This is a genomic window from Streptomyces sp. NPDC000229 (assembly GCF_040300825.1).
GTDB lineage: Bacteria > Actinomycetota > Actinomycetes > Streptomycetales > Streptomycetaceae > Streptomyces.
This window is the reverse complement of sequence record NZ_JBEPEL010000041.1, coordinates 17,164-29,038: the sequence shown is the minus strand read 5'-3', so window position 1 is coordinate 29,038 and position 11,875 is coordinate 17,164. Positions and strand designations below refer to the sequence as shown.

The window sequence follows — 11,875 nt, the reverse complement described above, 5'->3', positions numbered from 1 at the left end:
CGAGCAATGTTGCAGACGTGGAGCGGAGCACCCGGTGACTGACTCGACCATCATCTACACACACACTGACGAGGCCCCGGCCCTGGCCACGCACTCGTTCCTGCCCGTGGTCCAGGCGTACGCCTCGACGGCCGGGGTCAGCGTGGAGACCCGGGACATCTCGCTGGCGGGCCGGATCATCGCCGGCTTCCCGGAGTACCTCCAGGAGGGGCAGCGCATCGACGACGCGCTCGCCGAGCTGGGTGAGCTGGCCAAGACGCCCGAGGCCAACATCATCAAGCTGCCGAACATCTCGGCGTCGATCCCGCAGCTGAAGGCCGCGGTCGCCGAGCTGCAGGAGCAGGGCTACGCACTGCCGGACTACCCGGACGACCCGAAGACCGACGAGGAGCGGGACATCCGCGCCCGTTACGACAAGGTCAAGGGCAGCGCCGTGAACCCGGTCCTGCGTGAGGGCAACTCCGACCGTCGCGCCCCCGCGTCGGTCAAGAACTACGCCAAGACCCACCCGCACCGCATGGGCGCGTGGAACCCCGAGTCGAAGACGAACGTCGCGACGATGGGCGAGAACGACTTCCGCTCCACCGAGAAGTCCGTGGTGATCTCCGAGGCCGGTGCGCTCCGTATCGAGCTGGCGGGCGACGACGGCTCCACCACCGTCCTGCGCGAGTCCGTACCCGTCCTCGCGGGCGAGGTCGTCGACGCCTCCGTGATGCGCGTCGCCGCGCTGCGCGAGTTCCTGTCGGCGCAGGTCGCCCGCGCCAAGGCGGAGGGTGTGCTGTTCTCCGTGCACCTCAAGGCGACCATGATGAAGGTCTCCGACCCGATCGTCTTCGGTCACGTCGTGCGCGCCTTCTTCCCGAAGACGTTCGCCAAGTACGGTGAGACGCTCGCCGCGGCCGGCCTGACCCCGAACGACGGTCTCGGCGGCATCTACAAGGGCCTGGAGGCCCTGCCCGAGGGTGCCGAGATCAAGGCGTCCTTCGACGCCGAGCTCGCCGAGGGCCCGGAGCTCGCCATGGTGGACTCCGACAAGGGCATCACCAACCTGCACGTCCCGTCCGACGTCATCGTCGACGCCTCCATGCCGGCCATGATCCGCACCTCCGGGCACATGTGGGGCCCGGACGGCCAGGAGGCCGACACGCTCGCCGTCCTGCCGGACAGCAGCTACTCCGGCGTCTACCAGGTCGTCATCGACGACTGCCGGGCCAACGGCGCGTACGACCCGTCGACGATGGGCTCGGTGCCCAACGTCGGTCTGATGGCGCAGAAGGCCGAGGAGTACGGCAGCCACGACAAGACCTTCGAGATTCCCGCCACGGGCACCGTCCGTCTCGTCGACGAGGCCGGCAACGTCGTCCTGGAGCAGGCCGTTTCGGCCGGTGACATCTTCCGCGCCTGCCAGACCAAGGACGCGCCGATCAAGGACTGGGTGAAGCTCGCCGTCACCCGCGCCCGCGCGACCGGCGACCCGGCGGTGTTCTGGCTGGACGAGACCCGTGCGCACGACGCCGTGCTCATCGAGAAGGTCAAGCGGTACCTGCCGGAGCACGACACCGAGGGCCTGGACATCCGGATCATGTCCCCGGTCGAGGCGACCAAGCTGTCCGTCGAGCGCATCCGCCGCGGCGAGAACACCATCTCGGTCACCGGCAACGTGCTCCGCGACTACCTCACCGACCTGTTCCCGATCCTCGAGCTGGGCACCAGCGCGAAGATGCTCTCGGTCGTCCCGCTGATGAACGGCGGCGGCCTGTTCGAGACGGGCGCCGGCGGCTCGGCGCCCAAGCACGTCCAGCAGCTGGTCAAGGAGAACTACCTGCGCTGGGACAGCCTGGGCGAGTTCCTCGCGCTCGCGGTCAGCTTCGAGCACCTCGCCCAGACCACGGGCAACGCCCGCGCCCAGGTCCTCGCCGACACCCTGGACCGCGCGACCGCGACGTTCCTCAACGAGGACAAGTCGCCGAGCCGTCGCCTGGGTGGCATCGACAACCGCGGCAGCCACTTCTACCTGGCCATGTACTGGGCCCAGGAGCTGGCGAAGCAGACCGACGACGCGGACCTCGCCAAGGCGTTCGCCCCGCTCGCCCAGACGCTCACCGACAATGAGCAGAAGATCGTCGACGAGCTGATCGCCGTCCAGGGCAAGCCGGCCGACATCGGCGGCTACTACCACCCGGACCCGGCCAAGGCCTCGGCCGTCATGCGCCCCTCGGCGACCCTCAACCAGGCGCTCGCCACCCTGGCCTGACGCCACGGCAGCACGCACGGCAGCACGACACGACCGCCCCGGCCGGGACTCCCGGCCGGGGCGGTCCCGTCCGCGCGGCCCTGGGCCGCGTGATCCGGCCCGACCGACCGGTCAGGCCCTTGCCGGGGGCGGCCGGCGGAACGCGCACGGCACCTTCCTGCGGTCCGTCGCCCGGGCGCCGGGCCCGCCGCGCTGGACGTACTGACACCTCGGGCCGGGGAACGGCTCCTGAAGGGAACGTCCTGCAACGGCTTCCACCTGTACGACGACAAGCTGTCCGCAGGGTTTCAAGCCGTACGAACCGGCTGGTCACCGGTCGATGCCGGCTCGGTTTCGTAGGTTTCTGTGTCCGAGAGATCCCGGTGACGGGTCTCGTTGGCGCAGCCGAGGGCGATGACGGTGAGCAGGACGGCGGCCATGACGTAGAGGGCGATGGGCGCGGCGCTGTCGTACTCGGCGAGCAGGGCGGTGGCGATGAGCGGGGCGGGGGCGCCGGCGGCCACGGACGAGAACTGAGCGCCGATCGATGCTCCGGAGTAGCGCATGCGGGTGGCGAACAATTCGGAGAAGAAGGCCGCCTGTGGGGCGTACATCGCACCGTGGAAGAGGAGGGCCACGGTGACGGCTGTGATCATTGCCGGGAAGGACTGCCGGTCGACCAGGGTGAAGAACGGGTGGATCCAGATTCCCGTGCCGAGGGCGCCGATGAGGTAGACGGGGCGTCGCCCGAGCTTGTCGGAGAGGGCACCCCACAGGGGGATGGTCACGAAGTGGACGGCGGATGCGATCAGGACGGCGTTGAGGGCGGTCTGTTTGCTCGTGCCGGCGTGTTCGGTCGCGTACACGAGGATGAATGCGGTGACGACGTAGTAGGAGATGTTCTCCGCCATGCGGGTGCCCATGGCGATGAGGACGTCGCGCCAGTGGTCGCGCAGGACGGCGAGTATGGGCGGCTTCTCGCGGGGGGCTCGTGCGGCCTTGCGGCGTTCGGCTGCTGCGAGGGCGGCTTTGAACACGGGCGATTCATCGACGGAGAGCCGGATCCACAGTCCGACGAGTACCAGCGCGCCGGAAAGCAGGAACGGCACCCGCCACCCCCAGGAGTTGAACGCCGCGTCCGACAGTGTTGCCGTCAGCGTGGCGAGGACGCCTGTGGCCAGCAACTGCCCGGCCGGCGCCCCGGTTTGCGGCCACGAGGCCCAGAAGCCGCGCCGTTCGGCGTCTCCGTGCTCCGCCACCAGCAGCACCGCGCCGCCCCATTCGCCGCCCAGGGCGAATCCCTGGACCAGGCGCAGCACGGTGAGCAGAAGGGGGGCGGCCGAGCCGATGGTGGCGTGGGTGGGGAGCAGACCGATCAGGAAGGTTGCGCCACCCATCATCAGCAGGCTGTACACCAGGAGTTTTTTGCGGCCCAACCGGTCGCCGAAGTGGCCGAAGACGAGGGCGCCGATGGGGCGGGCGGCGAAGCCGACGGCGTAGGTCAGGAATGACAGGAGTGTGCCGACCATGGGATCGGAGTCGGGGAAGAAGAGCTTGTTGAACACGAGTGCGGCGGCTGCGCCGTAGAGGAAGAAGTCGTACCACTCGATGGTGGTGCCGATGAGGCTGGCGGCCACGATCTTCTTCAGGTTGCCGGGGGCCTGGGGCTGTGCTGAGGGTGGGGACGGCATGTGAAGCACCACTTTCGCGACGGTGGCTGGAGTCGTGTGTGGTCGTGCACCAGAGTGGGATGGTTGGCCCGCCCTCCGTTATGTGCGGGGCGGACACTGATCCTGCGGGGATGTCCTCGCCGCAGCCATACCGGGTCGGGCGTGCCCTCTGCCGCACTGTGTGGCTGAGCAGTTCCCTGGAGACAGGGGGCCGGGGGGGCAGGGGGCGTGCGGGCGCCGGATCAGGTTCGTGGCGGCGTGCTGTGACAGGTGAAGCTGCGTGCGGAGGCGGGATCGCCGTGGCCGCGGTATTTCGGCCAGGAGGGGAAGGCGCACAGCGGCCGGGTGCGGGTGTTCCCGGCGGGGCTGGTGTCGGTGACGACAGGATGTGAGGGGGCCCTGCCGTCTTCTGTCCAGCTTTCCAGGGAACTGAGCGAGTCGTAGCTTGCCGCGAAGGACGCGTCGACGTTGGCGTGGTTGGCGCCCGGGATGAGATAGAGCCGGGCGAAGGCGCCGGTGGCACGCGGGCCCACGCGTTGCTGGACGCGTTGGAAGTATTCGACGGTGGAGCGGTGGCTGACGAGTTCGTCGGCGGTGCCGTGCAGGAGGAGGAGTTTTCCCCCTGCCTTGGCAAAGCGGCGAAGGTCGGGGTCGTTGACGTCCTGCAAGGCGGAGAGACGGCTGATGCGGTGCTGCCAGGCGCCGGGGCGGCGGGGGTCGACGGCCAGCGGGTCGTGTGCCGGGTCACGGGTGACGAAGTACCGCACCCACTGGTCCCAGAACTGGACGCCGTAGCCGCTGTCCTTCGGCATCGGGTGACCAGGAGCGCGGACGCCCATGCCCAGCAAGGGGGTCGTCATGTCGGCGCCGGAGAGGAACGGGAAGCCGGGGTAGCCGGTCTCGCCACTGGCCAGACGGTATTTCCATCGCAGTGGGGAGGAGAGCGCCTCGACGGCGTGGATCTGGTGATCCGACAGGCAGGTGTCCGCGGTGTCCTTGCCGCCCGGGCAGCGCAGGGTGCGGGGCTGGAAGCGGCAGCCTGGTTCGTTGGAGATGACGCCGTCGCGCAGGCCGTCGTCGCCGTCACAGGACCTGATCACGCCGCGGTACAGAAGTTCCTGTTCCGCAGGATTGAGGAAGGCCCCTGGGCGGGAGAGGATCTGCGCTTCGTAGCCGAAGAAGAGGTTGAGGCCGGCGGCGTTCCAGGCGGGGTAGGCGGCGATGACGCCGTCGAAGTCGGTGGGCCATCGCTGGACGACGGCGAGTGCTTCGCGTCCGCCGCTGGAGCCGCCGGCGAAGTAGGTGTGGGCGGGGGCGGTGCCGTAGTGCGCGCGGATGATGTGGCGCGCGGCGTCGTGGGTCTTTTTCAGTGCGTCGCCGGCGAAGTTGCGCACGGCTTCGTCGTTGAGGCCGAAGGACCCGTCCAGGGAGGTGGTCGGTGTGAAGTCCGGCGCCGCCTGGTGGCCGGAGTCACTGGCGTAGGTGGCGTAGCCGCGGCTGAGCGGGCGAGGTTGGCTGATCGGGCCGAAGGGGACGTTGCCCGTGACGTCGGGGATGGTGCCGTCGTAGCCTCCCCCGCCGAACATCATCGACTTCGTGTTCCACTGCTGGGGCAGGGCGACGCGCAGGGTGATGTCGGGAGCCCCCGGGTCCACGGGGTGGATGACGGCCTCGACACGGCAGTACGCGCCTGTCGCCGAAGTCCCGCTCCCCGAAGGGGCGATGGTGTTCGCCGCGCTCACTTCGCCGCCCGTGGTGGGCAGTCCGATCACTGAGGCGGGCAGCCGCAGGCCGCGCAGGCTGCCGCAGTCGGCCGGTTGCCGGGCGGCGTGTGCCGGGGGCAGGAGCGTGCCGCTGACAAGGATGCAGACAAGCCCTGCTGCGGCGATGGTCTTCTTCATGGCGTCTCCGTCACTTGTGCCTCGTGTCGCGAGGCGCAAAGGTTACGAAGCGTGCCGCCAACGGCGGTATGGGTTGGGCGCACACAGGGGATACTCGCGAGGTGTGCCGGTTCGTAGTCGGGCATGCTAAGGCTTGCTGACTTTCAGCAGCCGCAGGGCGACCTGGATCTCCAGGAGCCGTTCCGGATCGCGCCAGGTGGTGCCGAGGAGCTGGCTCACCCGGCCCAGTCGTTGGGTGACGGTGTTCACGTGCAGGTGCAGTTCGCGTGCGGTGTTGCGGGCGTGCCGGCCGGTGCGGCAGTACGTGTCGAGTGTGTGTACCAGGTCGGAGTGGTGGGTTCGGTCGTATGCGATGACCGGGCCGATGACGGATTCGATGAAGGAGGCGGTCGCCGACTCTCCGCTGAAGAGGGCTCCGACGAATCCGAGTCCGCGTGTGTCGGCGATCTCGCCGGTCCTGCCGAGGGCGATCAGAGCGTGCAGACAGTTGTCCGCCTCGCGGAAGGCAGCGGCGATGTGGCCGAGGTCCGCGGCCCGCGCTGTCCCGGCGGTGACGGGGTGGCGTGAGGTCCGCGCGAGCTCGTCCACGGCTCGGCGCGCCAGGGCCTGGGGGTCGTCTCCTGGCAGCAGCAGGATGACGGTGTTGCGCTGGAAGGTCGCCAGGCCGCGGGAGCGCCGGGCTATGGCCGCGGCGGCGGCGTAGACCCGCTCGCGTGGTTCGTCCTCGACCCGGGCCACCACCACGGTGCGGCAGCTGGTGAGGTCGACGCCGAGCAGGGCGGCCCGGTGCCGCAGGAGGTCGTGGTCCTCGCTCTGCGCGGTCAGCAGGTCCCCCAGCAGTTCTCCGCGCACGCGCGCCTCGGCCTCCGCCATGCGTCTGCGGGTGACGAGCACGAGGGAGGCCACCAGTGCGGCCCTCTCCAGGATGCGCCGGTCGGTGGCGTCGACCTGCGCGGTGGCGCTCAGGATGATCGTGCCCAGGGGCTCGGACTCGGTGATCAGGGGAACGGCGCACCGCGTCGCGCGGATCACGGTGTGCCCCGCCTGCCAGGCGTCCGCGCTGAGCCGGCCGAGTTCGCCGGCCGGCACCGCGTCCTGACCGCAGGACCGGGCCACTATGGTGCCCTCCTCGTCGAGGACGACCACGGTGCCAGTGACCGCGGTCGCGGTCGCCTGGACGACTTCGTCGACGCCGTTGCCCTGGATGACCAGGCGGGTGAGGCGTTCGTGGACCTCCGCGGTGCGTTCCAGGTCCGCCATGTGGGAACTGATGGTGTCGTTGGCGACCCGCAGCTCCGATACGGCCTCCTGGGCGGCACTGAGCAGGCGGCTGTTCTCGATGGCCACGGCAGCATGTGAGCCGAGCATCATCAGAACGGTGATGTCCCGGCTGCTGAATTCGCGCTGACTGCGGTGCGCGGCCATCAGGACCCCGATCACCTCTTGATTGAGTTTGACCGGCACACCCAGCAAGGACTCGATCCGCTCCGCGGCAACGGTTTTGTCGATCTCACAGGTGTGGGCGAAGGAATCGTCGGTGAGGTACGAGGCGACGGAGTACGGCTCGCCCGTCCGCGCCACGATCCCTCCGACGCCGGTGCCGACCGGCAACCGCAGTTCACGCAACAGACCGGAGATGTTGCCGGCGGCCGCCTTGATATAGCTGTCGCCGCGGCCGCGGTCACTGAGGCTGATGTAGGCCAGGTCGCAGTCCAGCAGCCGCCGTGCCCGGTCGGAGATCGCTTGGAGGATGGGGTCGAGGGCCCTCAGGGAGGCCAGGTCGTTCGCGGTGTCGTTGAGCAGCTGGAGTTCCGCCTCGTTGCGGCGGTGCCGCAGAAGCCTCTCCCGCAGACGCAGTGCGATCGCCCGCTCCTCCTTCAGCTCGTCGAGGCGGCCGGCGGGCTCCCCCGCGGCGCGTGCCGCCGCGAGCACCTCGTCGAAGGACTCCATGTCGGCGTCGTTGAGCAGTAGTTCGAGGAAAGACATGCCGTACGTGCGTGCCATCGGCCCTCCGTCGAGCTGTGCCTTCGCAGTCCGGCAAGTATGGCGCCGCATCGCCGGGGAGGCACCGCAGTGATCCGCAGCGAACCGCCCTCCGCGAAGGCGCCATCGCCGTCCCTGCGGCCGGCGCGGGCGCTTACGGTTCGACGAGGTTGCGGCGAATGCCGTTCTCCAGGCGCTGTGCCACTTCCTCGCCCCGCCCGGGCGGCCAGGTCAGCAGCCCGCCTCCTGAGGAGCGGCCTCGCTGCCCGGCGTCGAGCGGCTCGTCGAGCGCGGGAAAGGTGACCGCGGCCGACAAGTGGGGCGCCAGGCTGTCGAGGATGTTCCTGGTCAGGTCCAGTCCGATGAAATCCGCGTTCTCCATGGGGCCCACGGCCGACCAGCGCAGGCCCAGGCTCGCCCGCATGACCGTGTCGATCGTCACCGGGTCGCAGACTTCCTGCTCCAGCAGATGCAGGGCCTCCCGTACCAGCGCGAACTGGAGCCTGTTGCCGATGAATCCCGGGACGTCACGGTGCAGGCGCACCGTCGTCTTGCCCATCCCGTTCAGCACTTCGCACGCTTCCTGCACGAACCGGTGGTCCGTATCCGCGCCCGGGGCGACCTCGACCAGCGGAATGAGGTAGGGCGGGTTCCACCAGTGCACTCCCACCAGCCGTTGCGGATGCCGCATGCCTTCGGCCACTTCGGTGAGCGAGAGCACCGAGGTGTTCGACCACACCGGCATCACGGCCGGAATCCTCGCCTCCAGCGCCTCCAGGACCTGATGTTTGACGTCGAGTCGCTCGGGGACAGCTTCGATCACGGCATCCACGCGCAGCACCATGTCCGACAGGGTTTTCGCCGCTGTGATGCGTGCGGTGACCAACCCGACATCGCCCGGCAGCATGTCGCAGCGTTCGAGTGCCCGCACGATTCGCTCATCGAGGGAGGCAAGGGTCGCGGGGTCCGCGTCATACACGACGACACGGTGCCCCGCCTGGGCGAGAGCAACAGCGATTCCGTGCCCCATGAGCCCGCCGCCGATGATTCCGAACCGGGTCATTGCCTGTCCTCCAAGACTGGGCGGATGTATGCGGTGACGTGTGCCCTCGCCGCACCCGAGCGCCAGAGGCGCAAGGCGAGGTGCGCGGCCGGCAGAGGCCGGAGCGGCCGAGGGTGGTGCACACGTCGATGGCTCGGACGCCTGCTCGCACGGCAGGCGGCGGCCAGGACAACCACACGGCGCCGGCGGCCCCGACGCGCCGCTACGACGGTATGACGCCTCCACAAGGCGCTACGAGAGGAGCAGCGCACATAGGTGATGCGCTGGACGTGTGCTCAGTGCCCACGCGGCGCCCACGGGTCCGGAGTGCCGTCGGGTCGCGCCGGTTGTGCCGCGTGTGCGGGCCCGCACACGCGCCTGACGCGCATTCCCGGCCGGTGGGGCCGAGACGTAATGGCTGGAGCGGACACCACGGGAGGTGAAAGACGTGCACTGCGCCCATCCGCCTACCGCGACAGGTGGTTCTAGCGTGCTCTGTGTCACACCACCCCACCATCCCTGTCGGCGTCCCACCGGGTGCGAGCCGCACATCAGCGCCCGGTGACCGCACGACGGTAAGGAGCCCCCCATGCTGTTTGCGTCCACCAGGCTCAGCGGGACGGCATCGACCCACACCGGCAACCGGCGAACAGCCCCTGCGCGGCGGCTGCTCAGCGCCTCGCTCGCGGCCCTGCTGACCACGAGCCTGCTGGGCCTGGCCTCCCAGGCGTCCGGCGCAGAGCCCCAGCCTGCCGCCGCCGCTGCCGCCGGACACGACCCCGTGATCATGATCCCGGGCATGACCGGCTCACCGGCCAACATGAACACCATGAAGTCCAACCTGCAGACCAACGGTTGGCCCTCGAACCGGCTGTTCACCTGGACCGACAGCAGCTCGATGACGCAGGACCTGGCCAGGGCCGCACAGGAGCTCTCGGCCAAGGTCGATCAGGTCCGCATGCAGACCGGGGCGGACAAGGTCGTCCTCGCCACGTGGTCCGCCTCCACCCTGGCCGCCCGGTACTACATCAAGAACCTCGACGGCGCGGACAAGGTCTCCCAGTACATCGGGTTCGCCGGACCGCAGCACGGCACCACCAACAACGGCTGTCAGTGGTACGTGTCCTGCCAGCAGTTCGCCTCCCCGAACACCCCGTTCCTCAAGGCCCTGAACAATCCCTCCGAAGTCCCCTTCAACGACAGGATCGACTACCTCACGATCAGGTCGACCGCGGACTACAACGCCACACCGACCGACACCGCGAAGCTGGCCGGCGCCGACGAGAACTACCTGATGAGCGGACCGATGGCGCCCAACCACCTCATGATCATCTCGAACGCCACGGCATTGGCGAAGATGCGCTCGTTCATCAGCGCGCACGAGAACGACTGACCCACCGCCCGGTCAAGGGGGACGTGCACCGGCCGTGCCGGGCGCCGCACCCCGGCGGCGCCCGGCGCACCACCGGCTTCGCCCGTCCTCACGCCGACCTCGACCTCCGGCGCACCACCGGCTTCGCCCCGGCCTCACGCCGACCTCGACTTCCGCGCCCTCCTCGGCGGACCAGCGCAGCACGCGTCGGTGCGGCCGGTCCGCGGCGCGCGGCACACGAAGGGCCTTTTCTCCACCATGAACAAGACGATGCCTTCGGCCTCGCGAGCAGTGGCCGACATCCCCGCCGGAGCGACTCTGGCCGTCGGCGGGTTCGGCCTCAGCGGCGTACCCGACACACTCATCCGGGCGCTCCACGAGCAGGGCGCCGACGACCTCGAAGTGGTGTCCAACAACTGCGGCGTGGACGGGCGCGGCCTGGGAGTCCTGCTGGGCTCGGGCCGCATATCCCGCGTCACCGGCTCCTATGTCGGTGAGAACAAGGAGTTCGCCCGCCAGTACCTGAGCGGGGAACTGGAGGTGGAACTGGTGCCCCAGGGCACGCTCGCCGAACGGCTGCGGGCCGGCGGCACGGGTGTCCCCGCCTTCTACACCCCGGCGGGGGTCGGCACGCAGGTCGCCGCCGGCGGACTGCCCTGGCGCTACGCCCCCGACGGAACGGTCGCCCTCGCCTCCCCGCCCAAGGAGACCCGGGTCTTCGCCGGACGCACGTACGTCTTGGAGCGCGCCATCACCACCGACTACGCGCTCGTGCGGGCCTGGCGCGGCGACCGGCACGGCAACCTCGTCTTCCGCCGGGCCGCCGCCAACTTCAACCCGCTCGCGGCCATGGCCGGCCGGACCACCATCGCCGAGGTCGAGGAACTGGTCGAACCCGGCGAACTGGTCCCCGACCACATCCACCTTCCGGGCATCTTCGTCCAGCGCATCGTCCAGCTCACCCCCGTTCAGGCGGCCGACAAGCCGATCGAGAAAAGGACGGTACGTTCCCGATGACCTGGACCCGCGAGCAGATGGCGGCCCGAGCCGCCGCCGAACTCACCGACGGCTCGTATGTCAACCTCGGCATCGGCCTGCCCACCCTCGTCCCCGGCCACGTCCCACCCGGTGTGCGCGTGGTCCTGCACTCCGAGAACGGCATCCTGGGCACCGGTCCCTGTCCGTACGAAGATCAGGTCGACCCCGACCTGATCAACGCCGGCAAAGAGACCGTCACCGTCCTGCCCGGGGCCGCCTTCTTCGACTCGGCCCTGTCCTTCGGCATGATCCGCGGCGGCCACATCGACACCGCGGTCCTCGGCGCCATGCAGGTCTCCGCACATGGCGACCTCGCCAACTGGATGATCCCCGGCAAGGTGGTCAAGGGCATGGGAGGCGCGATGGACCTCGTCCACGGGGCCCGCCGCGTCATCGTCCTCATGGAGCACACCGCAAGGGATGGCAGCCCGAAGTTGCTGGAGGAGTGCGGGCTGCCCCTCACCGGCGAGCGGTGCGTCCACCGCGTCATCACCGACCTCGGCGTCCTCGACGTGACGCCCAACGGCCTGGCCCTGGTGGAAACCGCCCCGGGCACCACCGTCGAGGACGTCATCAACAGCACGGCCGCCACCGTACGTCTCGACCACATGTCGGCTGCCTGCTGAAGCAGGCAGG

At 69.5% G+C, this 11,875-nt stretch carries 8 protein-coding genes; 4 read left to right on the top strand and 4 right to left on the bottom strand.

Annotated elements, in window-relative coordinates; all coding sequences use genetic code 11:
* Window positions 1-34: 34 nt before the first annotated feature.
* Entirely contained in the window at window positions 35-2,254 is a 2,220-nt protein-coding gene (locus ABT360_RS20540; protein WP_351818186.1) for an NADP-dependent isocitrate dehydrogenase, read from the top strand.
* 287 nt (window positions 2,255-2,541) lie between these two features.
* Here the strand turns inward: ABT360_RS20540 and ABT360_RS20535 are convergent, their stop codons facing one another.
* The 4 genes from ABT360_RS20535 to ABT360_RS20520 all read right to left on the bottom strand — a co-directional run bounded on the left by ABT360_RS20535 (window position 2,542) and on the right by ABT360_RS20520 (window position 8,850).
* Window positions 2,542-3,924: an MFS transporter gene (locus ABT360_RS20535; RefSeq protein WP_351818183.1), complete on the bottom strand. Its 1,383-nt coding sequence runs from the start codon at window positions 3,922-3,924 to the stop codon at window positions 2,542-2,544.
* A 221-nt stretch (window positions 3,925-4,145) separates the two neighbouring features.
* Window positions 4,146-5,804 (bottom strand): tannase/feruloyl esterase family alpha/beta hydrolase, encoded by a 1,659-nt coding sequence (locus ABT360_RS20530; RefSeq protein ID WP_351818180.1) that lies wholly within the window; start codon window positions 5,802-5,804, stop codon window positions 4,146-4,148.
* A 126-nt stretch (window positions 5,805-5,930) separates the two neighbouring features.
* Window positions 5,931-7,808, bottom strand: coding sequence for a helix-turn-helix domain-containing protein (locus tag ABT360_RS20525; protein WP_351818177.1), 1,878 nt, complete (start codon window positions 7,806-7,808; stop codon window positions 5,931-5,933).
* A gap of 133 nt (window positions 7,809-7,941) precedes the next feature.
* Window positions 7,942-8,850, bottom strand: coding sequence for a 3-hydroxyacyl-CoA dehydrogenase family protein (locus ABT360_RS20520; protein ID WP_351818174.1), 909 nt, complete (start codon window positions 8,848-8,850; stop codon window positions 7,942-7,944).
* Between the two features lie 568 nt (window positions 8,851-9,418).
* Here ABT360_RS20520 and ABT360_RS20515 point away from each other — a divergent pair.
* The 3 genes from ABT360_RS20515 (at window position 9,419) to ABT360_RS20505 (ending at window position 11,865) form a co-directional block, all read left to right on the top strand.
* Window positions 9,419-10,222 (top strand): esterase/lipase family protein, encoded by an 804-nt coding sequence (locus ABT360_RS20515; RefSeq protein ID WP_351818171.1) that lies wholly within the window; start codon window positions 9,419-9,421, stop codon window positions 10,220-10,222.
* Window positions 10,223-10,459: 237 nt separating this feature from the next.
* Complete coding sequence (locus tag ABT360_RS20510) at window positions 10,460-11,218, top strand: CoA transferase subunit A (protein WP_351818168.1); 759 nt, start codon at window positions 10,460-10,462, stop codon at window positions 11,216-11,218.
* On the top strand, window positions 11,215-11,865 hold the full coding sequence (locus tag ABT360_RS20505) for a CoA transferase subunit B (protein ID WP_351818165.1): 651 nt from the start codon (window positions 11,215-11,217) through the stop codon (window positions 11,863-11,865). The genes ABT360_RS20510 and ABT360_RS20505 overlap by 4 nt, the downstream gene beginning before the upstream one ends.
* The last annotated feature ends 10 nt before the right edge of the window (window positions 11,866-11,875 follow it).

What these genes read in the sequence shown, in the direction of transcription:
- ABT360_RS20515 (WP_351818171.1), top strand. Translation starts at nt 9,419, where the DNA reads ATGCTGTTTGCGTCCACCAGGCTCAGCGGGACGGCATCGACCCACACC.
- ABT360_RS20505 (WP_351818165.1), top strand. Translation starts at nt 11,215, where the DNA reads ATGACCTGGACCCGCGAGCAGATGGCGGCCCGAGCCGCCGCCGAACTC.
- ABT360_RS20535 (WP_351818183.1), bottom strand. Translation starts at nt 3,924, where the DNA reads ATGCCGTCCCCACCCTCAGCACAGCCCCAGGCCCCCGGCAACCTGAAG.
- ABT360_RS20520 (WP_351818174.1), bottom strand. Translation starts at nt 8,850, where the DNA reads ATGACCCGGTTCGGAATCATCGGCGGCGGGCTCATGGGGCACGGAATC.
- ABT360_RS20525 (WP_351818177.1), bottom strand. Translation starts at nt 7,808, where the DNA reads ATGGCACGCACGTACGGCATGTCTTTCCTCGAACTACTGCTCAACGAC.
- ABT360_RS20530 (WP_351818180.1), bottom strand. Translation starts at nt 5,804, where the DNA reads ATGAAGAAGACCATCGCCGCAGCAGGGCTTGTCTGCATCCTTGTCAGC.
- ABT360_RS20510 (WP_351818168.1), top strand. Translation starts at nt 10,460, where the DNA reads ATGAACAAGACGATGCCTTCGGCCTCGCGAGCAGTGGCCGACATCCCC.